Consider the following 26,724-nt stretch of genomic DNA (forward strand, 5'->3'; position numbering starts at 1 on the left):
GGTGACCCCGGCCATGGCCGCCCTGGAGGACGCCTACGCCCGGCCGCCGGCCGGCCCCTCCATCGGGTACGTCGGCGCGGACGTCCCCGTCGAGCTGCTGACCGCCGCCGGCCTCCACGCGCTGCGCCTCACCGGCGACCCGGGCGCCGGCTCCGCCCAGGGCGACCGCTACCTGGGCCGCGGCGTCGACCCCATGGCCCGCTCGATCCTGTCCCGCCTGCTGTCGGGGGCCTTCGGCGACCTGGACCGCGTGGTCGTCTCCCACGACTGCGAGGCGTCCCTGCGGCTCTTCTACGCCCTGCGCGAGCTGCGCCGGGTCGAGCCGGGCTCGGGCGTGCCGGAGGCGTACCTGGTGGACGTCCTGCACCTGCCCCACCGCACCACCGCCCGCTACGTCCGCCGCAGGATCGGCGAGTTCGCCGACCGGCTGGCCGCCTGGACCGGCCGGCCGCTCGACGTGGCCGGCGCCGTGGCCGCGCACGACGAGCGCCGCCGCCTGCTGGCAGGCGTGGCGGAGCTGCGGCGGGCCGTGCCCGCCCGGCTGACCGGCCGGCAGTTCCTCGCCGCCGCCGGCGCCGCCCTCCCCGTCGCCGAGCACGTCGCCGCGCTCCGGGCGCTGCTGGCCGAGGCCGGCCGCCTGCCGGAGCACCGCGGGCGGCGGGTCTTCCTCAGCGGCTCCGACCACGACTCGCCGCACGTCTACGAGGCGATCGAGGCGGACGGCCACGTCATCGTCGGCGAGGACCACTCCTTCGGCGACCCGCTCGCCGAACGCCTCGTCGGCGCCCCGGACCTGGACGCGATCGCCGAGCACTACCACGAGTACGGCCCCACCGCCCACCGCGCCACGGCCGCCGAGCGCGCCGCCCACGCGGCCATGGCGGCCCGCCGCTGCCGGGCCGAGCTGTTCGTCGCCTACGCCAGGGCCGCCGACGACGCCCCCGCGTGGGACTTCGCCGCCCAGCGGGCCGCCCTCGACATCCCCGCCGTGCTGCTGGACCGGCAGGAGTACGGGCGCGCCGACGTGGCCGCCCTGCGGAAGGAAGACCCATGCCCGGCGTGAAGAAGCCCCTCGTGCACAACCGCAGTGTGAAGACGCTGGCCACGGCCGCGGAGGCGGCCAGGCACCAGCGGGAGTGGTTCGCCGGGCTGCGGCGGCGGGTGGCGGAGGGGGAGCCGCTGGCCGTGGTCAACGCCGACGTGCCGCACGAGATCTTCCGCGCCATGGACATCCCGTACGTCGTCAGCCAGTGGTGGGCGTCGGTCGTGGCCGCCAAGCAGCGCTCCGGCCACTACCTGGAGCTGCTGCGGCGGCGCGGCCTGCCCGACCACTCCGAGCAGTACAACGCGGTCACGCTCGGCTCAGCCTTCGACCCCGATCCGGACGCCGGACCGTGGGGTGGCCTGCCGAAGCCCTCCATCGTGGTCGGCGACGCCTCCGGGGACGTGACGCGCAAGATCTTCGACATCTGGGGCCGCGAGCCCGGCGTCGCCTTCTACCCGCTGGAGAGCGCCGCCGAGAACGAGGTGCCGGCCAACTGGTGGGAGCTCGTGCCGCACCGCTGGGAGGAGGCCATCGGCCCGGCCCGCCTCGACCTGCTCACCGCCGAGCTGGAGAACCTCGTGCGGTTCCTGGAGACCACCACCGGCAGGCGGTTCCGCGAGTCCCGCTTCCGCGAGGTGATGGCCCTGGTCAACGAGCAGGAGGAGTGGAACAGGAGGACGCGCGACCTCATCGCGCGCGCCCGTCCCGCCCCGGTCTCCGTCGCGGACGGCATCCCCGGCGTCATGCTGCCGCAGTGGCACCGCGGCACCGAGTGGGCCCGCGACGCGGCCCGCCGCTTCCACGAGGAGGTCCGCGAACGCGTGGACACGGGCCAGGCGGCCTGCCCGGGGGAGCGCGCCCGGTTGATGTGGATCGGCCGCGGCCTCTGGTACGACATGGGCTTCTACCAGCGCTTCCAGGAGGAGCACGGGGCCGTCTTCGTGTGGTCGATGTACCTGGCCATCGCCGCCGACGGCTACATCCGCCACGGCGACGACCCGATGCGCGCCCTGGCCGCCCGCTTCGCCGCGTTCACCGACCAGCTCTACACGCCGCCCTGGTCCAGCGAGTGGTACGTCAAGGAGGCCCGGCTGCACGGCATCGACGGCGTCGTGCACCTGGTCTCCGACGATCCCCGTGGCGGCTACTTCACGGCGCGGGCGCTGGAGTCGGCCGGGTTCCCGGTCATCGAGATCGAGGCCGACAACGTCGACACCCGCACCTACGACGGCGATCGCGTCGCCGAGCGCGTCGGGCGCTGGCTGGAGGACGTGGTGCTCACGCGGGCAGCACCAGCAGCCGGTCGGGGGCCACGCTGAGCCACACCTCGTCGCCGCCGGCGTCCGAGCCGTCCGACCAGAGGCGGCACGCGACGTCGCCGGCGTCGAGGTGGTGCTCGATGTGCGGCCCCGCGAACATGGAGATCCGCAGCCGGGCCCGCCACCGGTTGGGCCCGTCCGGCTCGGGCCCGCCCATCCGGCCGTGCTCGGGCCGCCAGATCGCGACACCGTCCGCTCCCTGCTCAAGGCCCGGTCCGGCGAGCCCGGTCAGCGGGCCGTACGCGGTGCGCAGCACGGCGCGCTCGCCGTCCGCCTCCATCACCTCGCCGGGGATCTCGTTGGCGATGCCGACGAAGCCGGCGACGTACCGGGTGGCGGGCCGGTCGTAGATCTCGCGGGGCGGGCCGAGCTGCTCGACCCGCCCGGCCCGCATGACGGCGATCCGGGTGGCCAGCTCCATGGCCTCGGTCTGGTCGTGGGTCACGTACACGGCGGCGAAGCCGAGCCTGCGCTGCATGGCCAGCAGCTCGGCGCGCAGCCGCTCGCGGACCTTGGCGTCCACGTTGGACAGCGGCTCGTCGAACAGGATCAGCCCGTCCCCGGCGACCAGCGCCCGGGCGAGCGCCACCCGCTGCTGCTGGCCGCCGCTCATCTCACCGGGGTAGCGCCCGGCCAGCTCGGGGATGCCCACCAGCTCCAGCGCCTGCTCCACGCGCGCGCCGACCTCGTCCTTGGCCGGGCGGCCGCCGCGCCGGCTGACCAGCGGGTAGGCGACGTTGTCGAACACGGACATGTGCGGCCACAGGGCGTACGACTGGAACATCATGCTCAGGCCGCGCCGTTCCGGCGGCACGTCCAGCCCGCGGGCCGCGTCGAAGACGACCCGCCCGCCGATCTCCACCCGCCCTTCGTCGGGCTGTTCCAGGCCCGCGACCGACCGCAGCAGCGTCGTCTTACCGCAGCCGCTCGGGCCCAGCAGCACGAGCAGTTCGGCCGGGGCCACGTCCAGGGACACGCCGTCCACGGCCGCGGCGAGCGTGCGGTCGGCCCGCCGGAAGTCCTTGCGCACGCCGTCGAGCCGCACGGCGGGCGTCGTCGCGGCCCGTTCTGGAACAGTCTCTACGTCCATTGCTCGCATGGGGGATGACCACCTCAGAAGTGGGTTCTGGACAGGGGAGAGGCGCCGCGCCGGCGCGCGTACCAGGTGATCGGGAGCACCACCAGCGAGGTGGCCAGCGTCAGCAGGATCGAGATGGCGCCGAGCATCGCGTAGTCGCCGTTGGCGAACACCTCCAGGATGCGGAAGCCCACCACCTCGTTGCCGGTGCCGGCCAGGATCGCCGACGCGCTGATGTCCCCGGCGATGGTGACGAACAGCAGCGCCCACCCGGCCAGCAGGCCCGGCGCCATCAGCGGCAGCGTGATCCTCCTGAACGTGCGCGCCTGCCCGGCGCCGCTGACCCGGGAGGCGTCGGTGAGCTCGGGCCCGACCTGGCCGGCCGCGGCGTCCGACGCGGTGGTGGCCTGCGGCATGTGCAGCGACACGTACGCCAGCATCAGGATCCACAGCGTGCCGCCCAGCTGGAACGGCGCGCCGCTGAACGCCAGCACGAACCCGACCGCGACGACCAGGTGCGACAGCGTCGGCGGGAACTTGATCGCCGCGTCCACGAGCATCCCCGTGCCCCGCCCCGACCTCCTGACCAGCACCGACACCACGGCCGCCGCCAGCATCCCGGCCGTCGCGCACACCGCGCCCAGCACGAGGCTGTTGACCAGGGCCTCCTGGGTGGCGGTGTCGGCGAGCGTGCGGGTCACGGCGTCCAGGTTGAGCCGCGACCAGTCGACCGTGCCGCTCCAGAACCCGGTCAGCGACACCAGCACCAGGCCGCCGAGCGGCAGCACCGAGGTCAGCGCCAGGTACGCCACGATCGCCGCCCGCACCGGGCCCCGCCACCGGCCCAGCCGCAGCGGGCGCGCCCGGGCGCCCTTGCCGCCGAGGCCGGCGGTGCGGGAGCTGCGCAGCAGCCGCGTCTGGGCGTACCAGACGAGGGTGACGACCAGCATGACGACGAGGTTGAGGCTCACCGCCACGCCCGTCTCCGGCGGGTAGGTGAACGACAGCAGCCGCACCACCCGTACCGACAGGATGTCGATGCCGGCCTGCGGCGCGAGGATCGCCGGGATGGAGAACAGCCCGAACCCGGTCCACACCATGAGCAGCGCGGCCGCGCCCAGGCTCGGCCGCACGGCGGGCAGCGAGACCCGGCGCAGGGTGCGGAACGGGCCGGCGCCGCTCACCCGGGACTGCTCCTCCATGGCGGCGTCGGCGTTCCGCAGCCCGGCCGATACGATCATGAAGACGTACGGGACCTGGTAGATCGTGTAGACGAAGATCAGGCCGTACCAGGAGTGGACGTCGATCGGGCCCTGCGTGCCGCCGAGGCCGAGCAGGGGGCGCAGGAGCTGGTTGAGGTAGCCCGAGCGCTCCGAGCCGAGCAGCGACCAGCCGATCGCGCCCGCGATCGGCGGCAGCAGGAACGGCACCAGCGGCACCACGTCGGTGAGCAGGCCCATGCGGGCGTCGGTCCGCTCGTTCACCCAGGCGAGGGCGGAGCCGATCGCCATCGCCGCCAGCCCGCTCCCGCCCACCACGACCGCGGTGTGCCAGAGCAGGGTGGCGAGGTCCGGCTGCGCGAGCGTGTCACGGATCGGCGCCAGGTCGATCCGGCCGCCGGTGACGAACGGCCGGATCACCACCAGGGCGAGCGGGTAGACCGCCAGCGCGCCGAGCGCCAGCGCCAGGAGCGTCCCGGCGACCTGGAACGGGGTGAGCGCGCGCAGCCTCGCGATCACGTCAGCCCCAGCAGGGCGTTGATGCGCTCGGCGGGCGTGCCGGACAGGTCCTTGTTGAAGGTGTAGCGGGCCGGCAGCGTGGCGGGGTCGAGCGGCGAGCCGGAGCCGGGCAGCGCGTTGAGCTTCTTGTTGCCCTCCTTGCTCATCAGGTAGTGGACGAACAGCCGCGCCGCGTTGGGGTGGGCGGCCTTGGCGGCCAGGCCGGGCACGATCTCCGGCCCGGTCGAGGCGGGCGGCTGCACGTAGCCGACGGGCGCGCCCTTGCTCTTGAGACCGTCGGCGATGGACTGCACGCCGGGCATGACGATGGCCGCCTCGCCGGCGGCGAGCTGCTGCGTCGCCGGGGCGGCGCCGGCGGCCACGATCGGGTTCTGCGCCTTGAGCCTGGTGAGGTACTCCTCGCCGTACTCCTTGACGATGAGGTTCCAGAACGGCGTGTACGCGGCCGACGTCCGCGGGTCCACCAGGATGATCTTGCCTTTCCACTTCGGGTCGAGGATGTCCGGCCAGTCCTTGATCGCGCCGCCGCCCTGCCGGGTGTTGACCGCGATGCCGGTCGGCTGGATCTGGATCACCGCGGTCCCGGCGTCGGGCAGCAGGTACGTGTCGGGGAAGCCGGCCGGATAGTCCGGGATGTTCGCGTCGGCGAGCTTGACCGTCCACCCCTTCTCCAGGGCCTGCGGCACGAACGGCGTGTAGGAGCCCACGAACAGGTCGGCCGCCGGCTTGCCGCTCTCGGCCTCGGCGGCGAAGCGCTGGGCCAGGTCGCTGGAGGTCAGCCGGATGAACTTGACCTTGATGCCGTACTTCCCGGCGAAGTCGTCGGAGACGGCCTTAGCGATGTTCTCGGCCGGGACGCTGTACCAGACCAGCTCGCCCTCCTTCTGGGCCGCCTCGATCAGGGTGCGCAGGGCGGGGGAGGCGTCGGCGGGGACGGCGGCGCCGCCGCCCGTGTCGCCGGAGCCGCAGCCGGACGCGAGCAGCAGGGCGGCGCATCCCGCGGCCGCCGCGGACCGCAACTGAGAGATCATGATTCCTCCGTTCGGACGATCAGGGCGTCTCCGGCCGGATCGAAGCGCGTGCCGAGGCCCTGGCTCTCGCCGGCCTCCCGCAGGTACGCGCCGACCTCGGCGAAGCGGGGGTCGGCGCCGTCCAGGAACTCCGGGCGGGACGAGCGGTCGATGTAGGCGGGCAGCACGGCGACCTCGCCGATGCCGTGCCGGGAGATCCGGCAGCGCACCGCCACCGTCTTGCGTGAGTCGTGCGGGAAGTTGTACGTGCTTCCGAGGTCGGGCTCCCACCCCGGGTGGAGCTTCAGCAGCTCCTGGAAGCCCTTGCTGGAGGCGTGCTCGGCGGTCATCGGCAGATCCATGGCGAAGTTGCCCAGGCTGTAGAAGATCGCCCTGCCCCGGTAGACCTCGACGCCCTTCAGGATGTGGGCGTGGTGACCGAGGATGAGGTCCGCGCCCGCGTCGATCGCCGCGTGCGCGACGTCGCGCTGGTAGTCCGCCAGCACGGCGGGCACGAAGTGGATGCCCCAGTGGATCGAGACGGCCACCACGTCGGCCAGCTCCCGCGCCCGCCGTACGTCCTCGACGAGCGCGGCCAGGTCGTCGCGGTGCGGGTACGTGATCACGCGGCACGGGGTGCCGGGCTGGTCGGGCTCGGTGGGCTCGTAGACGGTGTGGGCCCGCATCGGCGCGCAGCCCGGCCGCCGCTCCGTCGCCCAGTAGTCGGCGGGCAGGATGCTGCAGTACGCCAGGAAGGCGATCCTCGTCCCCTTCCGCTCCACCACGCGCGGCTCGCGGGCCGCGGCGATGTCCGGCCCGACGCCGAGCACGGTGATGTCCTCGCCGGTCAGGGCCTCGATGGTGTCGAAGAAGCCCTCGGCGCCCCAGTCCATGCAGTGGTTGCCGGCCCACGACACCACGTCGAAGCCGGCCCGCCGCAGGGACCCCGCCGTGGCGGGGGCCGCGCGGGCGGTGTGGCGGACCTGGGGCAGGCGGGCGCCGCGATCGGTGAGGTTCATCTCCAGCTGGCAGAAGGCCAGGTCGCCGCCGCGCAGCGTGGGGCCGACCCGGGTGAACAGGGTGTGGGGGTCGGGGCGCTCGGGCCCGACGTCGCCCACGGCGTACAGGACGAGCTCGTCGCTCATGCGTTCCTCCTGGTGAACTCCTCGCGGACCGGGGCGAGCACCGCCGCCACCGGCCCGTCGTGCGGCAGCGCCCGCACCGCGTCGCGCACCGCGCGGGCGGCCCGGTCGCCGGCGACCTCACCGGCCAGGCCGAGGAACTTGGCCTCGATCTCCTCGCCGGTCATCGGCGCGCCCGGGCTGCCCGGGGCCTCCGCCACCCGCACCAGCTCGCCGCCGCCGCGCAGCCGCACCCGCACCCGGGCCAGCAGCCGCGCCGGGAACGCGGCCTCCGCCTCGGCGTCGCGCTCCAGCCGGACGCGGGCGGCCAGCGCGGAGACCGCGGGAAGGTCGAACCCGGCCGCCTCCAGCCGGGCGTAGTGCCCGGGGCCGTTGCCGCCGAGCACGAGGCTCATCGCCACCGCGTGCCGGGCGCTGAACTGGGCCTCCGTCATGTCGCGCGGGTGCGCCCCGACGGCGCCGACGTGGGCGCGGGTGGCGTCGTCCACGCCCACGACGACCTCCTCGACGGCCGCCGGGGGCAGGTCGTGCCGGGCGCGCAGCTCGGCCACGGCCTGCAGCGGCGCCTGGATGCCCGCGCAGACGCAGTACCGCTTGAGCGCGAGCCCGTGCAGCTCCCACCGCGTGCCGAGCCCGTCGGTCAGCGCGGCCGGGCGGGCGCGGGCGGCGTACGCGCGCAGCAGCCCTCGCGGCCCCTCCACGGCGGTGCGCGGCCCGGTGAACCCGTCGCGGGCCAGGGTCGCGGCCCGGATGCCGCCCATCGCGGCCAGCCCGGCGTGCAGCCGCTTGACCTCGCCGCCCGAGCGCGTGTACTCGGTGACGCCGCCCGCGTGGCTGGCCGCCAGCCCGTACGCCGAGGCCGTCGTGCCCGCGTCCAGGCCGCGCAGGCGGCAGGCCACCGCCGCCGCGCCGAAGACGCCGTGCACGCCGGTGACGTGGAACCCCCGGTCGGAGGTGAGGGAGGGCGTTGTAGCCAGCCCGAACCGCACGACGGTCTCGAAGCCCGCGGCGGCCGCGGCCAGCATCCGCCTGCCCCCGGCGCCGAGCTCCTCGCCGACGGCCAGCGCGGCGGGGACGACGACGCAGCCCGGGTGCGCCAGCGCGGGCAGCGCGTAGTCGTCGATCTCGAAGCCGTGCCCGGCGGTGGCGTTGGCCAGCGCAGCCCACTCCGGGCGGGCGGTCGCGGCGCTCCCGTACGCGGTGCAGGGCCCCGGCGCGCTCTCGCGGAGCGCGTACCGGCGGACCACGGCGTTCCAGGGCTTCGCCGAGCCGGCCAGCCCGGCGCCGACGGCGTCCAGGACGTGCCAGGTGATCCGCTCCACGACCTCGGGCGGCAGGTCGGCGAATTCCAGCCCGGAGGCGAACTCCGCCAGCTCGGTCGTCGCCCCGGTCGTGGTCACGGCCGGCCTCCCTCGGGCGAGAAATGGCAGGCCACCTGGTGGTCGTCGCCGATGTCACGCAGCTCGGGAGCCCGCTCCGCGCACAGCGGTCGCGCCAGCGGGCAGCGGGTGCGGAAGCGGCAGCCCGACGGCGGGCTCAGCGGCGAGGGCACCTCTCCCCGCAGGGGCGGGCCCGGCGGCGGGGCGTCCGGGTCGGGCACGGGCACGGCGTCCAGCAGGGCCCGCGTGTACGGGTGGGCAGGGCTGCCGTACACCGCCCCGACCTCGCCGATCTCGACGATCCTGCCCAGGTACATGACGGCGACCCGGTCGCTCACGTTGTGCACCACGCCGAGGTCGTGCGAGATGAACAGCATCGACAGGCCGTGCGCGGCCCTGACGTCCCGCAGGAGGTTGATGACCTGCGCCTGCACGGAGACGTCCAGGGACGCGACCGGCTCGTCGCAGATCAGCAGCTCCGGCTCCAGCACCAGGGCGCGGGCGATGGCGATGCGCTGGCACTGGCCGCCGGAGAACTCGTGCGGCCGCCGCCCGCCCACCGCCGACGGGTCCAGCCCCACCTCGGCCAGGGCCGCGTCCACGCGCTCGCCGGTCGTGGCCTGCGATGACCAGGCCCTCGGCCACCAGGTCGCGCACCCGGCGGCCGGGGTTGAGCGCCGAGCGGGGGTCCTGCCACACGATCTGCAGGCGGCTCCGCACCCTGCGCAGGTCACGGCGTGACAGGACGGTCAGCTCCTCCTCGCCGAAGCGGACGCTGCCCTCGTCCGGCGGCGGCAGCTGGAGCACCGCCCGCCCGGTCGTGGACTTGCCGCAGCCCGACTCGCCCACCAGGCCGAGCGTCTGGCCGCGCCGTACCGAGAATCCGGCCCCGGACACCGCCTCGACCACGCCGCCGGGCACCCGGAACCGCTTGACCAGGTTCGTGACGCGCAGCAGAGCGGGTTCCGCCGTCATCCGGCGTCACCTCCTTCCCGTCGCCGCGCTCCGGCGGTGATCTCGGCCCCGTCCGCCGGGTACAGGCAGGCGTGGGCGTGTGGCCCCTCCGCCACGAGCGGGGGAGGGGCGGCCAGGCAGTCGGGCCGCGCGGCCGGGCAGCGGGGAGCGAAGGCGCAGCCCGGCGGCGGGTCCGCCAGGTCCGGGGGCGCGCCGGGGATCACGCGCAGGCGCGCGTGCGGCGGGGCATCCAGGCGGGGGATCGCGCCGAGCAGCGCCTCGGTGTAGCGGTGGCGGGGACGGGCGAACACCGCGCGCGTGAGGCCGTGCTCGACGACGCGGCCCGCGTACATCACGGCGATCTCGTCGGCGCGGCCGGCGATCACGCCGAGATCGTGGCTGACCAGGACGAGGCCCATGCCGCGGTCCCCGGCCAGGCCGGCCAGCAGGTCGAGGATCTGCCGCTGCACGGTCACGTCCAGGGCGGTGGTCGCCTCGTCGGCGATCAGCAGGGCGGGGTCGCAGGACAGCGCCATGGCGATGGTGATCCGCTGGCGCAGCCCGCCGGAGAACTGGTGCGGGTAGTGCTTCAGCCGGCGTCCCGGATCGGGGACGCCCACCTGCTCCAGCAGCCCGGCCGCGCGGTCGCGGGCGGCCGCCCGCGACAGGCCGAGGTGATGGCGTACGGCCTCGCCGATCTGACGGCCGACGGGCACCACCGGGTTGAGCGCGGACATGGGGTCCTGGAAGACCATGCCGACGTGCCGTCCTACGAACGCGCGCCGCGCCTCCGGCGGCATGGCCGTCAGGTCGGTGCCCGCCAGGATGACGGACCCGGACACGCCGGCTCCCGGCGCCGAGGCGCCGACCAGCGCGCGCACCAGGGTGGACTTGCCGCACCCCGACTCGCCGACGAGGCCGAGCACCCGCCCATGACCGAGGGTGAGCGACACGCCGTCCACGGCCCGCACGACGCCGTGGTCGCCAGGGAGGTGGCAGCGCAGGTCCCGCACCTCCAGCAGCGGCTCCCCGCTCGTCATGGCGCCCCGCCCGAGATCGTGTCCACCCGCGCGCGCAGGCGTTCGCCCACGGTGTTGAACGACAGCACGGTGAGGAACATGGCCGCGCACGGCACCAGCACCAGCTGCGGCGCGATCGCCAGGAAGTCCTTGCCCGCCGCGATCATCGCGCCCCAGCTCGGCGCCGGCGGCGGGATGCCGACGCCCAGGAAGCTCAACGCCCCCTCCATCATGATCATCAGGGCGGCCATCACCACGGCGTACGACGCCACGGGCGCCACGCAGCCGGGCAGCAGCTCGCGGAACAGCAGGCGGCCGTGGCCGGCGCCGAGCGCCCGGGCCGCATCGACGTACTCCCGGTTGAGCCGGGACAGCGCGGCCGCCTTGGCCAGCCGGGCGAACGGCGGCACGAACAGCAGCCCGAGGCTCGCCACCAGTGTCCAGACGCCGGGACGCACGACCGCGGCCAGGGCGAGCAGGAGCAGCAGCGGCGGGAAGGCGAGGATCGCGTCGAGCAGGACGCCGATGGCCGACTCCGCGACGCCCCGCAGGTAGGCGGCCAGCACGCCGAGCAGCCCGCCGGCGACGGCGGCCAGCGACGTCGCCCCGAGACTGACGGCGAGCGAGATCCGCGCGCCGTGGACGAGCCTGGACAGCACCGACCGCCCGATGCCGTCGGTGCCGAGTACCTCGGGGTAGGCGGTGAACGGCGGCAGGTTCGGGCCGCCCACGGGCGCGTCCGGCGCGGCGAGCGGCAGCACGCCGGCGCCGAGCGCCAGGAGGGCGAGCAGGACGAGCCAGCTCCCGGCCAGCCACAGAGCCGGGCCGGGACGCCGGCGGCGGCGCGCGGCGGCGCCGGGAACGGTGAGCGGCGCCGTCATCGCGACCGCGTCCTCGGGTCGAGCACCGTGTAACCGAGGTCGACGAGGGCGTTGACCGCCACGTACGCGACGGCGACCAGCACCACCAGCCCCTGGATGACGGGGATGTCCTTGGCCGGGATGGACTGCAGGGCGAGCCCGCCCAGCCCCGGCAGCGCGAACAGGCTCTCGACGACCACCGAGCCCGCCAGCAGCCGCCCGAACACCACGGCCGCCATCGTCACCAGCGGCAGCGCCGACGGCCGCAGCACGTGCCGGAACAGGATGTAGCGGCGGGGCAGCCCGCGCGTGGCCGCCGTACGGACGAAGTCCTCCCTGAGCGTGGCCGCGACGTCGCCGCGCAGCAGCCGCAGCAGCGCGGGCGTCTCTCCCACGGCCAGGGCCACCGCGGGCAGGAACGCGAAGTGCAGGTTGGCGGCGATCCCGTCGGTCAGCGGCGCCCAGCCGGACACCGGGAACCAGCCGGTGGTCAGGGCCAGGAGGTAGATGAGCACGACGCCGGCCACGAACACGGGGATCGACATCAGCGCCGACGACGCGGCCGTGACCGCGCGGTCCAGCGGGCCGCCGACCCGCGAGCCGGTGTGGACGCCGAGAGGGACGGCGACCAGCAGGGAGATGCCCACCGCGAGCAGCGCGATCTCCAGGGTGACCGGCAGCCGTTCGAGGATGGTGGCGAGCACCGGCCGGCCCGACTGGACGGACCGGCCGAGGTCTCCGGTGACCAGGCCGCCCACCCAGTCCAGGTAGCGCTCGGGGAACGGCCGGTCGAAGCCGTACGCGGCGTCCAATTCCGCGATCTGCTGCGGCGTGGCGGACGGGCCGAGGATCGCCACGGCCGGCGAGCCGGGGACGAGATCGACCAGTGCCGCGGCGGCGAGCGTGACCAGCAGGAGCACCGCGAGGAGGTGGGCGGCCCGCCGCGCCGCCCTGCCGAGCCTGGCGCGCGGCGCCGCCGCGAGTGTGCCGACGGCCATGCCTCAGCTCCCGCCGAGCCCGAGGCGGTCGTAGAGCAGGGAGCCGTCGCCCTGCAAAGTCAGCCCGGTCAGCTTGGAGCTGTGCACGGTGTAGGCGACCTGCGACCGGTACGGCAGCACCGGCAGGTCGGCCATGACCAGCCGCTCCACCGTGGCGTACGCCTCGCGCCGTTCGGCCTCGTCCGCGCTGTCGCGGCCCCTGTCCAGCGCGGCGTCCACCTCGGGGTCGTGGTAGCCCATGTAGTTGGTCTGGCCGTCGCTGTGCAGCAGCTTGTACAGGTTCGGCTCCGGGTCGGCCACCGGCACGATCTGGGCCGACAGCGCGAAGTCGCGGTTGGTGAACACCTTGCGGTCCAGCGCGGCGTTGTCCAGCACCTCGATCTCCACCTGGATGTTCCTGAGCCTGCTGAGGCGGCTCTGCAGGTACTCGGCGGTGCGGCGGAAGAACCCGCTGGCGGGCATGGAGACGGTGAAGCGCAGCGGCTTGCCGGTGGCGGCGAGCTCGTCGAGCAGCCGCTGCGCCCCGGCCACGTCCTGCGCGGGTACGGCGCTCGCGGAGGGGTGGAAGGGCGAGGACGCGCCGTAGAGGCTGTCGGGAGCCGTGGAGCCGGGGTCGACGACTTGGGCCATCTCCTTGGTGTCCAGCGCCAGGACCACCGCCTTGCGAGCCTTGGGGTCGTCGAACGGGGCCCGCGCGGTGTTGAAGATCAGCATGGGGCCGCCGCCCGCGGGTGCCTGCGCGACCTGGAGCCCCGAGCCCTTCGCGCGCTGGATGAACGACAGGTCGGAGCCGGTCACGGCGGCCTGTGCCTGCCCGCTGGCCACGGCGTTGACCCGCTGCGCCGGGTCCGCGATCACCTTGAAGGTCAGGGTGTCGAGGAGCGGCGCGCCCTGGCGGTAGTAGGAGGGGTTGCGGGTCAGCGTCATGTGGTCGTCGCGTACCCACTCCTTGAGCATGAAGGGGCCCGCGCCGACCGGCTGCTGCGCGAACGCGGCGGGGTCCTTCTCGATGGCGGCCGGAGAGCCGACGAAGGCGAGGCTGGTGGCGATGACGCGGTCGAAGGCGCGGTTGCCCTCGCGCAGCTTCACGACCAGCGTCCGCTCGTCGGAGACCTCGAAGGTCGCGCCCTTCACCAGCGTGGCCAGCGGGGAGCGGGTCTTCGGGTCGGCGATCCGCTCGTAGTTGAACCTGACCGCCTCGGCGTCCAGCGGCGTGCCGTCGGAGAACGTCAGGCCGGGGCGGAGTTTCATAGTCCACTCCTTGCCGTCGCCGGAGGCCGTCAGGCTCTCGCCGAGTCCGGGATTCACCTCGCCGGTGCTCGCGTCCGACCAGAACAGCAGGCCGAAGATGGCCGAGAGACGGTTGGCGTCACCTGACGGGGTGAGATTGAACAGCTGGGCGGGGTCGAGCCCGCGGACGGCCTCGACGCCCAGGACGACGGTGGCGGCACCGCCCTTGCCGGGTGCCGGCCGAGCCTCCTGGGGCTGTGCGCCCGTGGAGCAGGCGGCGGCGAAGACGATCAATGCACTGGCAGCGGCCGTCAGTCGATGTGTCACGGGTCACCCCAAGAGAGTTCTGGGAGACGGCGGCCCTGATCAGAAGGCGGGCCGCGCCCGGATGATTTTCATATGTGTAACACAAAGCCCATCGACCGTAAATAGATGTGCCGTACGAATGAGAGGTCCGGCGGTTGTGGGGCCGCGCCCGGCGGCGTGCCCTGGCCGTCGGATCCGCGCGCGCCGACCTCGGCTCCCATGTCCGCGTCGCCCTGCTCGCCCGGCATGCGGTGCTCGCAAGGGAAGGCCGGACGCCTCGGGGCGCGATGGTGAGGCCATCGGCTGATGCACTTCTGCGGAAGATCGTTACCAGAGCTTCTTCCTTCTGGTAGGGACGCACCTGTTCGGGACGCCGCCATCGCACGTCGGTGGCGTGCCGACCACCTCTCCGGTGTCATGCATCGACCGGAAGTGCCACGCCCGGACGCGTTCCTCGCCGACCCGGGTGTCCTGAGGCTGGACGGATCTCTGATGATGGGCAAAACTTTGACGAAGGTAATAGAACTGTCATATGTTCCGGCCAGGTTCACCAACTACGTGACGAGGTGTCGTTCATGGATTTGTCCGGGAAGGTAGCCGTCATCACCGGCGCGGGCCGGGGCCTCGGCCGCGCGTACGCCGAGGCGCTGGCCCCGGCCGGTGCGGCCGTCGTGGTCAACGACGTGGACGCCGCGGCGGCCCGCGAGGTGGCCGACGCGATCACGGCCGCGGGCGGCCGGGCGGTCGCCGCGCCGGGGGCCGTGGGCGGCGCCGGGGTCGCCGAGCAGCTGGTCGAGACGGCGGTCGAGCAGTTCGGCCGGCTGGACGTGATGGTGACCAACGCGGGCGTGCTGCGCGACCGGGTGCTCTGGAAGATGTCGGACGACGACTTCGACACGGTCATCGACGTGCACCTGCGTGGCACGTTCAGATGCGCCCGCGCCGCCGCCGTGCGGATGCGCGAGCAGGGCGAGGGCGGCCGGCTGATCCTGATCTCCTCGCCCGCCGGGCAGCGCGGCAACTTCGGCCAGACCAACTACGCCGCCGCCAAGGCCGGCGTCGTGGCGATGGCCAGGACATGGGCGATGGAGCTGGCCAAGGCGCGGATCACCGTGAACGCCGTCGTCCCGGTCGCCGCCACCGAGATGACCAGGACCATCCCCGCCTTCGCGCCGGTGCTGGAGGAGGCCGAGCGCACCGGAGGGCCGCTCCCGGACTGGCTGCGCAAGGACGAGGGCATGGGGACCCCGCAGGACGCGGCCGGCCTGATCGTCTACCTCGCCTCCGACGCCTCCGAAGGGGTGACCGGGCAGGCCATCGGTATCGGTGGCGACAAGCTCGCCCTCTGGTCGCACCCGCGGGAGAAGGCCGTCGCCCTCGCCGACGGTGGCTGGAGCGCCGAGGCGATCGCCGCCTCCTGGCGCGACGGGATCTTCGAGCAGGAGACGTACGGCATCCCCGCGCCCACGATCCCCGCGGCCGAGAAGGTGTCATGAACCTCGACGAGCTGACCGCGATCGACGTCCACACCCACGCCGAGGTCTCCAAGGACGGGCACGGCTCGCTGAGTCCCGAGCTGTTCGGCGCCTCGGCCGGCTACTTCGGCTCGCACGAGCGGCCCACCATCGACCGGACCGCCGCGTACTACCGGGAGCGGAAGATGGCGGCCGTGGTGTTCACCGTGGACGCCGAGCACGCCACCGGCCATCCGCGCATCTCCAACGAGGAGGTCGCCGAGAGCTGCGCCGCGCACGCCGACGTGCTCATCCCGTTCGCCAGCGTGGATCCCTGGAAGGGCCGGGCCGGCGTCCGCGAGGCCCGCCGCCTGGTGGAGGAGCACGGCGTGCGCGGCTTCAAGTTCCATCCGAGCATCCAGGCGTTCGACCCGAACGATCCCATGGCCTACCCGCTGTACGAGGTCATCGAGGAGCTCGGCGCGATCGCGCTCTTCCACACCGGCCAGACCGGCATCGGCGCGGGGGTGCCGGGCGGGGGCGGGATCCGGCTGAGGCACTCCAACCCGATGCTGGTCGACGACGTGGCCGTGGACTTCCCGCACCTGAAGATCATCCTGGCGCACCCGTCGTTCCCGTGGCAGGACGAGGCCCTGGCCGTGGCCACGCACAAGCCCGGCGTCCACATCGACCTGTCCGGCTGGTCGCCGAAGTACTTCCCGCCGCAGCTCGTTCGCTATGCCAACACGCTGCTCAAGGACAAGGTGCTGTTCGGCTCCGACTACCCCGTGATCAGCCCGGACCGCTGGCTCGCCGACTTCGCCAAGCTCGACATCAAGCCCGAGGTCCGCCCCAAGATCCTCAAGGACAATGCCGCCCGCCTGCTGGGCCTGGCCGCGAAGGAGACGCCATGACCACCACCGCCGACGGACTCGCCGAGATCAAGGCGCTGGCCGGGCGCGACCTCGGCCACAGCTCCTGGCTGGAGATCACCCAGGACCGGGTCAACACGTTCGCCGACGCCACCGGCGACCACCAGTGGATCCACACCGACCCCGGCAGGGCCGCGGAAGGGCCGTTCGGCGGCACCATCGCCCACGGCTACCTCACCCTGTCCCTGCTCATCCCGCTGTTCAACGAGCTGCTCGACATCCGGGGGGTGCGGATGAGCATCAACTACGGCCTGGACAAGGTCCGCTTCCCCTCCCCGGTCAAGGTCGGCGGCAAGATCCGGCTGGCGGGCCGGGTCGCCGAGGTCGAGGACGTGTCCGGCGACGGCGTCCAGATGCACCTGGACTTCACGGTCGAGATCGACGGCTCGCCCAAGCCGGCCTGCGTCGCCCGGGCCATCTACCGCCACTACGCCTGACCCCCCATCAGCATCGCGACGAACGGAGGCCCATGCCCCATCCGTCCGCCCCCGTCCCGTTCCTCACCCTGTCCGGCTCCATCCAGTTCCTCATCCGGTCAGGCCTTGTCCAGCTCCTCGCCGCGTCCGGCCTCGGCCGGCTCCTCCGCGCCGGGGTATCAGCGCCGCCCGCCGACAGTCACCCGCACGACGGCACCGACGGGAACCGGGTGCCGCCGGCGTCCGACGGGAGCGCCCATGCGTAACGCCGGACTGGGCGGCTGGCCCGCTCGCCGAGCCTTGATGAGCCCGGACCGGACCGCGTTCGTCTTCCGGGGCCGGTCGCTCACCTACGCGCAGGTGCACGAGCGCACCACCGCCCTCGCGCACCGCCTGCGCTCGGCCGGGGTCGCGCCCGGCGACCGGGTCGCCTACCTCGGCCCCAACCACCTGGCCTTCGCCGAGACCATGCTGGCCACGCACGTGCTCGGCGCGATCTTCGTTCCGCTGAACTTCCGGCTCGCCGCACCGGAGATCGCGTACATGCTGGACCACTCGGGTGCGAGCGTGCTCGTACACGCGCCCGAGTGCGCCGCGACCGTCACGGCGCTGCCCGCCGGCCCGGCCGCCCGCATCCCCGTCGCCGACCTGCACACCCCGCCCGACCTGCACACCCCGCCCGACCTGCACACCCTGCCCCAGAGCACCCTGCCCCAGAGCACCGTGCCCGAGACAGCCGCGCCCGCGAGTGTCGGGACGATCGACGTGCCGGTGACCCTCGACGACCCGGCCCTGATCCTCTACACCTCCGGCACCACCGGCCGCCCGAAGGGCGCCGTGCTCACCCACGGCAACCTGGTCTGGAACACCTTCAACCTGCTGGCCGACGTCGACGTCACCAGCGAGGAGGTCACCCTGGTCAGCGCCCCGCTCTTCCACGTCGCGGCGCTGAACCAGACGCTGCTGCCGACGTTCCTCAAGGGCGGCCGCTCGATCATCATGCCGTCCTGGGACGTCGACGACTGCTACGACCTCATCGCCGAGCACCGCGTCACCTGGATGTTCGGCGTCACCACGATGTTCGCGGCGTTCGCCCGCTCGCCCCGCTGGCCCGGGGCCGACCTGTCGTCGTTGCGGCTGCTGATGGCGGGCGGCGCGCCCGTCCCGCCGTGGCTCATCCGCGAATACCAGGACCGTGGGCTGGTCTTCTCCCAGGGGTACGGCATGACGGAGACCGCGCCGGGCGCCACGTTCCTGGAAGCCGGGATGAGCGCGCGCAAGGTCGGCTCCGCCGGCGTGCCGGTCTTCTTCTCCCGCGTCCGCGTCGTACGTCCCGACCGGACGGAGGCGCCGCCCGGCGAACCCGGCGAGGTGCTCGTGCAGGGGCCGAACGTCACCCCCGGCTACTGGGACGCCCCCGACGCCACCCGGGCCGCCTTCACCCCCGACGGCTGGTTCCGCTCCGGCGACATCGGCGCCTTCGACGCCGACGGCCATCTGCACATCCTGGACCGGGCCAAGGACATGTACATCTCCGGCGGCGAGAACGTCTATCCGGCCGAGGTCGAGAGCGTCCTGTCGGAGCATCCGGCCGTCGCCGAGGCCGCCGTCATCGGGGTTCCCGACGACACGTGGGGCGAGGTCGGCCGCGCGATCGTGGTGGCCAGGCCGGGCGCCGGGGCCGATGCCGAGGAGCTCGTGGCGTTCCTGCGCGGCCGGCTGGCCTCGTACAAGATCCCTCGCTCGGTGGTCTGGGCCGACGCGCTGCCGCGCACCTCCTCAGGCAAGATCGTCAAGCCCGAGCTCCGCGCCACCTACTCGGGGGACGTGGGCTGACCGGGCGGGTCACGCGTCCGGCGATGAAAGGTTCAGGCGCGGGTGCGGCAGGTGGGGCGGCGGGTTGCCTGGTCAGGCGTGGGGACGGCAGCCGCGCTGAGGGGTGCGGAGGAGGGGCGGCCGTTGACACCTCCGTACGGATCCGCGAACCATCATCGTCAAGAGATGTTTTGGGAGCGCTCCCAACATCGGGCCGCGCCCCACCGAGTCCCGAAGGCGAGCGATGCCATGTCCCGTCCTCCCCTCGCGCCACGCGCCCGGCTCTGGGCAGTCGTCGTCGCCTGTGTCGCCGTGGCGATCGGCGGCATCGCCGTGACCGTCCCCGCCTCGGCGGACACCGGCTGCAAGGTGGACTACACCGTCAACTCGTGGCAGGGAGGCTTCACCGCGCAGGTGAAGGTGACGAACCTGGGGACGGCGCTCAGCGGGTGGCTGCTGCGGTGGACGTACGCGGGGGACCAGCGGGTCACGAACGCCTGGAACGCGCAGGTCCAGCAGAGCGGCGACGTGGTGACGGCGGCCAACGTGGCCTGGAACGGCAGCCTCGCCACGGGCGCCAGCGCGGAGTTCGGCCTGCAGGCCACCTGGTCGGCGGCCAACCCCGCGCCCACCGACTTCACGCTCAACGACGTGGCCTGCAACGGCACCGCCAACCCGAGCCAGACGCCCACCGTCACCCCGACCGTGACCCCCACCGTCACGCCGACGGTCACCCCGACGGTCACGCCCACCGTGCCGCCCGGCTGCTCGGGCGCGGCGGTCTGCTCGGGCTTCGAGGACCAGGCCGGCAGCCCCTCCGGCGACTGGCAGGTCGTCACCCCCAACTGCTCCGGCACCGGCACGGCCACGATCGACACCGCGATCTCGCACAGCGGCGGCAAGTCCCTGCGGGTCAACGGGGGCGGCGGCTACTGCAACCACCTCTTCGTCGGCACCACCCGCGACGTCTCCCAGGTCGGCCCCGTGGTCTACGCCAGGATGTGGGTACGCCACACGACCGCGCTGCCCGCGACGCACGTCAGCATGGTCACCATGGCCGACGCCAACGACGGCAACCGCGACCTGCGCATCGGTGGCCAGAACGGCGCGCTGCAGTGGAACCGCGAATCCGACGACGCCACCCTGCCGGAGCAGAGCCCGGCCGGGGTCGCGCTCAGCACGGCGCTCCCGGTCAACCGCTGGGTCTGCCTGCGCTACGAGATCGACACCTCCCGGCAGTCGATGCGTACGTACCTGGACGACCAGGAGGTCGCCGGCCTGCGCGTGGACGGCACCCCGACGCAGGACGTCGACTCCCAGTGGCTGCGCCGCACCACCGCGCCGCGCCCGGCCACGCTGCGGCTGGGCTGGGAGAGCTACGGCAGCGACGCGGACACGCTCTGGTACGACGACGTGGCCCTCGGCTCGTCGCCGCTGTCCTGCTGACGCTGCCGCCGGCGACGATGCTTCGGGTGGGCCGGCGATCATTCGATCGCCGGCCCGAGCGGCACCGCACGCATTTCGGAAGCCGACTCGTCAGGCTCCCGCACCACGCCGATCGGCGCGGGGAGCAGCTTGCCGAACGGGACGGCGCGAAGGACGCGGAGGCGCTCGGCGGCGCGGGCGTGGCCGTGGGCGGCGGCGAGCCGGTAATAGAACCGGGCGATGTCACGCTTGGCCAGGCCCTCCTGTTCGTAGGCCTGACCGTAGGCGAAGGACAGGTCCGCCGCGAGCTCGGTCGGGCGCGGACTGCTCGCGAGGGCTTCGGCGCCAGGATGGCCCTGCCGTACCGCGGCGTGGATCCAGTAATGGGCCATCGCGGTCTCGCCGGTCAGCGAGTGGATGATCGCCAGGCGGTGGACCGACTCGGAGTCACCGTCGGCCGCCTGGCGGACCAGGCGCGCGACGGTTCTGGAGGTGCGCCGCTCGGCCTCGTCGGCGGGTGTCCCGTAGAGATCGTACGACCCGGTGGCCTGGGGCTGGAGCTGCGCGTTCCTCGCGGCGCGCCAGCGGGCCTGCCACTGCTCCACCGTCTCGAAGGCGAGCGTGGGCAGGCCGTTCTGCTCCGCGTGCCGATGGCAGACCATCACGAAGGAGGCGACCAGCCCCCAGTCGGGCAGGCGTTCCCGCTTGCCGTTGAGGATGTCGTTGAGCGTGCTCTCGGGCAGGTCCTTGGGGATGCCCGTCGCACGCGACAACCGTTTCATCTGGGAATAGCTCGGCATCCGGTGGCTCTGGCCACGGCGACTGAGCGTCGGCCCACCTGTCCCAAGAGCGGCATTTCAGCCCCGGTCCTGGCCGCCGGACGATCATTTTTCCCTATCGATGGGTCCGTTGCCGGATAAATCCGGATGAAGTCGGACGACGCCGGAAGGTTGCGGAGGTTTGCATTCCGGCGATTGGTTTTCGGCCTTGTTCGGCTTCGTCCGAGCACGTTTGGAGCGCTGGCCGGCGGCCTTCCTGGGGATGCAGGGTTGGCCGCGTTCACCGCTGCTCACGCTCTTGACGACCTGGGTGCTCGCGACGGGACGCACTCCGCCCGCCGGACGCCCTGACGACCTCAGCGCCGAAGAGCTCATCGACTTCTGGGCCGACGACCGTACCTGAAGAAAGAGGACAGATGTTCACCACCCGTCAGCTGCTCACGCTCACCATGACGATCACGATCGCCGCGATCACCTGCGCGCTCCTCCTGGCCACCGGCGCGGAATGGCCGGGCGCCCTGCTCGGGGGCGGCAGCGCGGGCGGAGCGACGTTGGCCACCCTGCCCAGACTGCTGAAGAGCCGCGACTCGTAGCCGGATCCCGCGGTGCTCGTCGGCGCGTGAGCGTCAGCCGTGGTCGGCCGCGTGCGGGACGGCGGCGTCGTCCAGGCCCAGCGCGCGAGCGGTTCGCCGCGCGAGCTCCTTGAGCAGGTCCGGACGCCCGGACAGGGGGACGCCGTAGGAGGGGACCAGGTCCTGGAGCGCGGGACGCCAGTCCGGCAGCCGGTCGGGGAAGGCGCGTTCGAGCACGTCCAGCATGATCGCCACCGAGGCGGACGCGCCGGGGGAGGCGCCCAGCAGGGCGGCCAGCCCGCCGTGGGCCGAGGTCACGACCTCGGTGCCGAACCCGGCGATCGAACCCCGGCCGTCCACCCGCTTGACCACCTGCACCCGCTGCCCGGCGGTGATGAGCTCCCAGTCGGACGGGCGCGCGTCCGGGACGAACCGGCGCAGCGCCCGGAGCCGCCCGCCGGGGGTCTGCGCGAGCTGCCCGACGAGGTAGCGCAGCAGGTCGAGGTTGCCGCGGGCCGCGCCCAGGAGCGTGCCGGCGTTGCCGCGGGTCACCGAGCGCGGCAGGTCGGTGAGGCGGCCGCGCTTGAGGAAGCGCGGCGAGAAGGCGGCGAAGGGGCCGAACATGAGGTACGGGCGGCCGTCCACGACGCGGGTGTCGAGGTGCGGTACCGACAGCGACGGCGCGCCGGGCTCGGCGTGGCTGTAGACCTTGGCGTGGTGGCGGGCCAGCAGTTCGGGCCTCGCCGTACGCAGGAACCGCCCGCTGATGGGGAAGCCGCCGTACGCCCGCGTCTCCGGAACGCCGGCGCTCTGGAGCAGCGGGAGCGTGCCCCCGCCCGCGCCGAGGAAGACGAACGCCCCGCGCACGTCGTGACCTCCTGCCTCGCCCCGGACCCGCAGGCGCCAGGCCCCGCCGTCCCGGCTGAGGGATCGCACCTCGTGGCCGGTGCGCACCTCGACGCCCTCGCGCGCCAGAGCGGCGAAGAGCCGCCGGGTGAGCACCCCGTAGTCGACGTCCGTGCCGCCGCGCGTGCGGCAGACGGCGACCGGCTCGCCCTCGGGACGATCGCCGAACATCAGCGGCAGCCACCGCGCCATGACGGCCCGGTCGCGGGTGAACTCCATCCCCTCGAACAGCGGGTGCGCCCGCAGCGCCTCGTGGCGCAGGCGGAGGTGCTCCACCCCGGACGCGCCGTGCGCGAAGCCGAAGTGGGGGACCGAGCGGATGAAGCCCGCCGGGTCGCCCAGCGCGCCCTCCTCGGCCAGCCGCGCCCACAGCTGCCGGGAGAGCTGGAACTGCTCGTTGACGGCGACGGCGCCGCTGACGTCGATCGAGCCGGCGCCGTCGAGCGGCGTGTAGTTGAACTCGCAGAGCCCGGCGTGGCCGGTGCCCGCGTTGTGCCAGGCCGACGAGCTCTCCAGGCCGAGGCCGTCCAGCCGCTCCAGCACGAGGATCGACCAGTCCGGCCGCACGCGGCGCAGCAGCACGCCGAGGGTCGCGCTCATGATGCCGCCCCCCACGAGCACCACGTCGTAGTCGGTGCCGGGCCTCGATCCTCGTCCGGGGGTCACCTGACTGCTCTCCTCGCGCCTCGACCTGTATGACAAGAGGTTCACCTGTATAACAGGTGGGCCGCGAGCGCCCGCGCATGGGTGAGGCGCGGCGGCCTGGTGCCGCCGCGCCTCAGGAGCGCAGGTGGTCCGGTGGGGTCAGCCTGCCTGGCAGGAGACCGTGGGCCAGGTCCAGTTGCCGTTGTGCTGGATGGTCACGCCCCAGTTGTTGCCGTTGCCGTTGGGTCTGGCGACCAGTACTTGGGAGCTGGGGTAGCTGGCGGAGATGTTCCAGGTGGCGATGATCCGTGCGGGGGAGGGCACGTTCATCGTCACGGTCCAGTTGCTGGAGCCGCTTACGGAGACGCCGAGGTTGTAGCGGTCGCTCCACTGCTGACCGGCCGACAGCGTCGCGGTGCAGGAGCCGCCGCCACCGCCCCCGCCGCCTCCACCGCCGCCTCCACCGCCGCCGCCCCCGCCATCACCGCCGCCGGAGCTGCCCAGCGTGATGTTGGAGTTGCCGCTGCTCTGGTATCCCTCCGTGGCCAGGATCATGTAGTCGTGGCTGCCGAGGTTCATGCCGTACCGGGCCCAGGCGTCGAAGTGGTTGCCGGTGGTGATGGTGCCGCCCGTCTTCTTCGACTGCCGGACGCTCCAGTACTGGTTGAACGTCCTGGTGCCCTCGATGGAGGGAGCGTTGTACCGCGTCGTCTGATAGATGTCGTACGTGCCTCCGTCAGTGGTGACGGTGCCCTTGTACGTCCCCGTGGGCCGGTAGGTGCCCCAGTTGTCGACGACGTAATACTCCACGAGCGGATTTCTCGTCCACCCGTAGAGGGCCAGGTAGGCGTTGCCGGACGGGTTGAAGCTCCCCGAGTAGCTCACACTCCGGCGTCCGCCGGTCCTCCAGCCCTTGCCGGCGACGAAGTTCCCGGTGTTGCGCCACGAGGTGCTGTAGTTGCCGCCGGATCCGAGGTTCATGGAGACGGTGCCGGGGCTGTCGGTCCAGAACGAGTAGAAGTAGCCGTTGTTGTCGCCGGTGCCGTTAGAGGTGATGGTCGTGTCGGCGTTGGCGGTTCCCGGTAAGGAGACCAGGGTCAGGGCCAGGGCGAAGGCGCCGCTGAGGAGCAGCTTGAGGCGGCGGCGCCTTCGTGGACGGGCGGGGGCGTCGTTCATGGGCGTCCTTCCTTCTCGTGAAGGTCGGCAGGGGGTGCTGGTGTTCGTGCTGTGAAAGTATCGGCGTTTTGGCGAAAGTATCGGCCGCCCTTGTCAAGCTGTCAACGCCCCTTTTTCCGGCGCTCTCAACCCCGGTCGCGGGCCCCGCCGTCGAGCACCTGGTCGATGCGGGCGGCCAGCTCGACGTCACGAGCCGTCACCCCGCCGGCGCTGTGCGTGGAGAGCCGGAAGCGCATGCCGTTCTGGCCGCGCTCGATCTCGGGATGGTGATCGAGCACCTCGGCCTCGTTCATGACCGCCTCGCTCAGCCAGCGGTGACTCTCCTGCGGCACCGGTACGTCCTTGAGCAGGGCGTTGTCCTCGTGGCGCCAGCCTTCCAGAGCCGCCAGCGCCGTGTCGATCTCCTCGTCGGTCAGGAGCCCCCCGGCCATGCTGCCTCCCCGTGTCGTCGTCCTCGCTGAAGGGGCTACCACCGGCGGGCCCGTTCACACCTGGCGGCTCTCCCGCGACGAGAATTTCTCGCCCCCTGAAACTTTCACGAGTCAGGGGACGGCGTGAGCGAGAGATGCGCCAGCGCTGGAAGTCGGACGAGCCCGAAAGTTTTCCGATGCGCGTTGACACTTTTCGGGGCGGTCCCCACAATGACCGCAGGTGCAGCCCCCCAAACGATCAAGGGATCAGCATGATCGATCGGAAACGCCGCTCACCCGTCATCACCGCGCTCCTGGGCGCGATCCTCGCCGTCTGCCTGGCCGCCACCGCCACCGCGGCCATCGCCGCCGACCGCCGCCTGGCCGCCGCCGACTGCGGCGCCGGATACGTCGGGCTGACGTTCGACGACGGGCCCAACCCCGGCAACACCGCCAACCTGCTCAACGCGCTCACGTCGAACGGCCTGCGTGCCACGATGTTCAACATCGGGCAGAACGCCCAGAACAACCAGGCCCTGGTCAGGGCGCAGCGGGACGCGGGCATGTGGATCGGCAACCACAGCTGGACCCACCCGCACCTCACCCAGCTGGGGACCGCGCAGATCACGTCGGAGCTGCAACGCACCCAGCAGGTCATCCAGCAGGCCACGGGCACCGCGCCGCGGCTGTTCAGGCCACCGTACGGGGAGACCAACGCCACCCTGAAGTCGGTGGAGCGGCAGCTCGGCCTCACGGAGGTCATCTGGGACGTCGACTCGCAGGACTGGAACGGCGCCGGCACCGCGCAGATCGTCCAGGCGGCCGGACGCCTGCAGAACGGCCAGGTCATCCTCATGCACGACCAGTACGCCACGACGCTGGCCGCCATCCCGCAGATCGCCGCCAACCTGCGCAGCCGTAACCTGTGCGCCGGGATGATCTCTCCCGCCACCGGCAGGGCGGTGGCCCCCGACGGCGGCACCAGCCCGACGACCCCGCCGCCCGGCGGTGGCGGCGGCTCCTGCACCGCGACGCTGTCGGCCGGTCAGCAGTGGAGCGACCGCTACAACCTCGGCGTCTCCGTCAGCGGCTCCAGCAACTGGACCGTGACGATGAACGTGCCCTCCCCCGCACGGATCATCGCCACCTGGAACATCTCCGCCAGCTACCCCAGCTCCCAAGTACTGGTCGCCAGACCCAACGGCAACGGCAACAACTGGGGCGTGACCATCCAGCACAACGGCAACTGGACCTGGCCCACGGTCTCCTGCCAGGCAGGCTGAGACCTGCCGGGTGTGGCGGGCGGTCCGCGAAACCGCCACACCCTGGTCGGGGCCCCATTCGTGAAATTTTCAGCACCGTAGGCAAGCGCTTACCCCGCTGACCTGAATCGTTTTAAGCATCCGACCTTTCTCGTGCCCTTCGCCTTTGACATGAATGGCGCGTCATCCCTACGGTCTGGGCGTCCGCTCGGGGGTTACGAGAGGAGTTTGATGAAACGTTCAAATTTCGCGGCGACGGCCGCAGCGCTCGCCCTGGCCACCGCCGGGGTGATCACTGCCCAGTTACCGGCCAGGGCCGCCGTCGCCTGCGAGGTCGACTACACCGTCTCCACCCAGTGGCCCGGCGGCTTCACCGGCAGCGTGACCATCCACAACGTGGGTGACGCGATCGACGGCTGGCGCCTGGCCTGGTCCTTCACCGCCGGCCAGGAGATCACCCAGGCGTGGAACGCCACCGCCACGCAGAACGGCTCGTCCGTCACCGCCGAGGACGCGGGCTACAACGCCGCGATCCCGGAGGGCGGCAGCGCGACGTTCGGCTTCAACGCCGGGTGGAACAACTCCAGCAACCCGCATCCGGACTCCTTCACCCTCAACGGAGTGGCCTGCACCGGCGAGCCGGGCGACCCCGACGACCCGGGCGACCCCGGCGAGCCGACCCCGACGGTCACCCCGACCTCGGTGCCCGAGGGCGCCAAGCAGGTCGAGGATCTCGACCGCGGGTTGATCAGTGTGCGGTCGGGGTCGGGGAATCTGGTGTCGTGGCGGTTGCTGGGCACCGAGTCGCGTGACACGTCGTTCACTGTGTATCGGGGTGGCACTCGCATCGCGT

26 protein-coding genes and 1 pseudogene are annotated in these 26,724 nt (G+C 72.9%); 12 read left to right on the forward strand and 15 right to left on the reverse strand.

Features of this window, described 5'->3' with window-relative positions; translation table 11 throughout:
• Window position 1: 1 nt before the first annotated feature.
• Both FH608_RS39335 and FH608_RS39340 read left to right on the forward strand, forming a co-directional pair.
• On the forward strand, window positions 2-1,063 hold the full coding sequence (locus FH608_RS39335; protein ID WP_139635503.1) for a 2-hydroxyacyl-CoA dehydratase family protein: 1,062 nt from the start codon (window positions 2-4) through the stop codon (window positions 1,061-1,063).
• The gene (locus tag FH608_RS39340; RefSeq protein ID WP_226900296.1) at window positions 1,051-2,364 is read left to right on the forward strand and encodes a 2-hydroxyacyl-CoA dehydratase family protein; all 1,314 of its coding nucleotides are present in this window, start codon (window positions 1,051-1,053) and stop codon (window positions 2,362-2,364) included. The genes FH608_RS39335 and FH608_RS39340 overlap by 13 nt, the downstream gene beginning before the upstream one ends.
• Here the strand turns inward: FH608_RS39340 and FH608_RS39345 are convergent.
• The 11 genes and pseudogenes from FH608_RS39345 to FH608_RS39390 form a co-directional block, all read right to left on the reverse strand.
• A complete protein-coding gene (locus FH608_RS39345) occupies window positions 2,324-3,454 on the reverse strand; it encodes an ABC transporter ATP-binding protein (RefSeq protein ID WP_226900297.1) in 1,131 nt (376 codons plus the stop codon). The two genes, FH608_RS39340 and FH608_RS39345, sit on opposite strands and share 41 nt — an antisense overlap.
• 23 nt (window positions 3,455-3,477) lie before the next feature.
• The gene (locus tag FH608_RS39350; protein ID WP_139635505.1) at window positions 3,478-5,181 is read right to left on the reverse strand and encodes an ABC transporter permease; all 1,704 of its coding nucleotides are present in this window, start codon (window positions 5,179-5,181) and stop codon (window positions 3,478-3,480) included.
• Window positions 5,178-6,212, reverse strand: a complete 1,035-nt coding sequence (locus tag FH608_RS39355; RefSeq protein WP_139635506.1) for an ABC transporter substrate-binding protein — start codon at window positions 6,210-6,212, stop codon at window positions 5,178-5,180. The genes FH608_RS39350 and FH608_RS39355 overlap by 4 nt, the downstream gene beginning before the upstream one ends.
• A complete protein-coding gene (locus FH608_RS39360) occupies window positions 6,209-7,336 on the reverse strand; it encodes a CapA family protein (protein ID WP_139635507.1) in 1,128 nt (375 codons plus the stop codon). Before FH608_RS39360 ends, FH608_RS39355 begins: the two co-directional genes overlap by 4 nt.
• Window positions 7,333-8,733: an MmgE/PrpD family protein gene (locus FH608_RS39365; RefSeq protein WP_193318878.1), complete on the reverse strand. Its 1,401-nt coding sequence runs from the start codon at window positions 8,731-8,733 to the stop codon at window positions 7,333-7,335. The genes FH608_RS39360 and FH608_RS39365 overlap by 4 nt, the downstream gene beginning before the upstream one ends.
• On the reverse strand, window positions 8,730-9,314 hold the full coding sequence (locus FH608_RS53975) for an oligopeptide/dipeptide ABC transporter ATP-binding protein (protein WP_264372940.1): 585 nt from the start codon (window positions 9,312-9,314) through the stop codon (window positions 8,730-8,732). Before FH608_RS53975 ends, FH608_RS39365 begins: the two co-directional genes overlap by 4 nt.
• Before the next feature lie 103 nt (window positions 9,315-9,417).
• A pseudogene (locus FH608_RS53980) lies at window positions 9,418-9,687 on the reverse strand (ATP-binding cassette domain-containing protein); the annotation flags it as partial.
• On the reverse strand, window positions 9,684-10,706 hold the full coding sequence (locus FH608_RS39375) for an ABC transporter ATP-binding protein (protein ID WP_139635509.1): 1,023 nt from the start codon (window positions 10,704-10,706) through the stop codon (window positions 9,684-9,686). The pseudogene FH608_RS53980 and the gene FH608_RS39375, both read right to left, overlap by 4 nt.
• Window positions 10,703-11,566 carry an ABC transporter permease gene (locus FH608_RS39380; protein ID WP_139635510.1) on the reverse strand — a complete coding sequence of 288 codons (864 nt, stop codon included), beginning with the start codon at window positions 11,564-11,566 and terminating at the stop codon, window positions 10,703-10,705. Before FH608_RS39380 ends, FH608_RS39375 begins: the two co-directional genes overlap by 4 nt.
• The gene (locus FH608_RS39385; RefSeq protein WP_139635511.1) at window positions 11,563-12,543 is read right to left on the reverse strand and encodes an ABC transporter permease; all 981 of its coding nucleotides are present in this window, start codon (window positions 12,541-12,543) and stop codon (window positions 11,563-11,565) included. The genes FH608_RS39380 and FH608_RS39385 overlap by 4 nt, the downstream gene beginning before the upstream one ends.
• A 3-nt stretch (window positions 12,544-12,546) precedes the next feature.
• Complete coding sequence (locus FH608_RS39390) at window positions 12,547-14,100, reverse strand: ABC transporter substrate-binding protein (RefSeq protein ID WP_139635512.1); 1,554 nt, start codon at window positions 14,098-14,100, stop codon at window positions 12,547-12,549.
• 554 nt (window positions 14,101-14,654) lie between these two features.
• On the opposite strand from FH608_RS39390, the gene FH608_RS39395 reads away from it, so the two are divergent.
• From FH608_RS39395 to FH608_RS39420, 6 genes are all read left to right on the forward strand, one after another.
• The gene (locus FH608_RS39395; protein WP_139635513.1) at window positions 14,655-15,575 is read left to right on the forward strand and encodes an SDR family oxidoreductase; all 921 of its coding nucleotides are present in this window, start codon (window positions 14,655-14,657) and stop codon (window positions 15,573-15,575) included.
• Window positions 15,572-16,447: an amidohydrolase family protein gene (locus FH608_RS39400; RefSeq protein WP_139635514.1), complete on the forward strand. Its 876-nt coding sequence runs from the start codon at window positions 15,572-15,574 to the stop codon at window positions 16,445-16,447. The genes FH608_RS39395 and FH608_RS39400 overlap by 4 nt, the downstream gene beginning before the upstream one ends.
• Window positions 16,444-16,902, forward strand: a complete 459-nt coding sequence (locus FH608_RS39405) for a MaoC family dehydratase (protein ID WP_139635515.1) — start codon at window positions 16,444-16,446, stop codon at window positions 16,900-16,902. The genes FH608_RS39400 and FH608_RS39405 overlap by 4 nt, the downstream gene beginning before the upstream one ends.
• A 32-nt stretch (window positions 16,903-16,934) precedes the next feature.
• Entirely contained in the window at window positions 16,935-17,147 is a 213-nt protein-coding gene (locus FH608_RS39410) for a hypothetical protein (protein WP_139635516.1), read from the forward strand.
• Entirely contained in the window at window positions 17,140-18,717 is a 1,578-nt protein-coding gene (locus tag FH608_RS39415; protein WP_139635517.1) for an acyl-CoA synthetase, read from the forward strand. Before FH608_RS39410 ends, FH608_RS39415 begins: the two co-directional genes overlap by 8 nt.
• 228 nt (window positions 18,718-18,945) lie before the next feature.
• The gene (locus tag FH608_RS39420) at window positions 18,946-20,142 is read left to right on the forward strand and encodes a cellulose-binding domain-containing protein (protein WP_139635518.1); all 1,197 of its coding nucleotides are present in this window, start codon (window positions 18,946-18,948) and stop codon (window positions 20,140-20,142) included.
• Window positions 20,143-20,180: 38 nt separating this feature from the next.
• Here FH608_RS39420 and FH608_RS39425 read toward each other — a convergent pair whose 3' ends face one another.
• A complete protein-coding gene (locus FH608_RS39425; RefSeq protein ID WP_139635519.1) occupies window positions 20,181-20,894 on the reverse strand; it encodes a hypothetical protein in 714 nt (237 codons plus the stop codon).
• A gap of 187 nt (window positions 20,895-21,081) precedes the next feature.
• On the opposite strand from FH608_RS39425, the gene FH608_RS39430 reads away from it, so the two are divergent.
• Both FH608_RS39430 and FH608_RS51920 read left to right on the forward strand, forming a co-directional pair.
• The gene (locus FH608_RS39430; RefSeq protein WP_139635520.1) at window positions 21,082-21,303 is read left to right on the forward strand and encodes a hypothetical protein; all 222 of its coding nucleotides are present in this window, start codon (window positions 21,082-21,084) and stop codon (window positions 21,301-21,303) included.
• 13 nt (window positions 21,304-21,316) lie between these two features.
• The gene (locus FH608_RS51920; RefSeq protein ID WP_153264558.1) at window positions 21,317-21,493 is read left to right on the forward strand and encodes a hypothetical protein; all 177 of its coding nucleotides are present in this window, start codon (window positions 21,317-21,319) and stop codon (window positions 21,491-21,493) included.
• A 33-nt stretch (window positions 21,494-21,526) separates the two neighbouring features.
• On the opposite strand, the gene mqo is transcribed toward FH608_RS51920, so the two are convergent.
• The 3 genes from mqo to FH608_RS39445 form a co-directional block, all read right to left on the reverse strand.
• Window positions 21,527-23,044, reverse strand: coding sequence for a malate dehydrogenase (quinone) (gene mqo, locus FH608_RS39435; RefSeq protein ID WP_226900298.1), 1,518 nt, complete (start codon window positions 23,042-23,044; stop codon window positions 21,527-21,529).
• A gap of 138 nt (window positions 23,045-23,182) precedes the next feature.
• A complete protein-coding gene (locus FH608_RS39440) occupies window positions 23,183-24,199 on the reverse strand; it encodes a glycoside hydrolase family 11 protein (RefSeq protein WP_139635521.1) in 1,017 nt (338 codons plus the stop codon).
• A 125-nt stretch (window positions 24,200-24,324) separates the two neighbouring features.
• Window positions 24,325-24,630 carry a 4a-hydroxytetrahydrobiopterin dehydratase gene (locus FH608_RS39445; RefSeq protein WP_139635522.1) on the reverse strand — a complete coding sequence of 102 codons (306 nt, stop codon included), beginning with the start codon at window positions 24,628-24,630 and terminating at the stop codon, window positions 24,325-24,327.
• Between the two features lie 251 nt (window positions 24,631-24,881).
• On the opposite strand from FH608_RS39445, the gene FH608_RS39450 reads away from it, so the two are divergent.
• Together FH608_RS39450 and FH608_RS39455 are read left to right on the forward strand one after the other, a co-directional pair.
• Complete coding sequence (locus FH608_RS39450) at window positions 24,882-25,892, forward strand: polysaccharide deacetylase family protein (protein ID WP_139635523.1); 1,011 nt, start codon at window positions 24,882-24,884, stop codon at window positions 25,890-25,892.
• A 210-nt stretch (window positions 25,893-26,102) separates the two neighbouring features.
• Window positions 26,103-26,724: cellulose binding domain-containing protein (locus tag FH608_RS39455; protein ID WP_193318880.1), on the forward strand; the 622-nt coding region annotated here is incomplete at its 3' end.

The organism is Nonomuraea phyllanthi (assembly GCF_006334985.2).
GTDB lineage: Bacteria > Actinomycetota > Actinomycetes > Streptosporangiales > Streptosporangiaceae > Nonomuraea > Nonomuraea phyllanthi.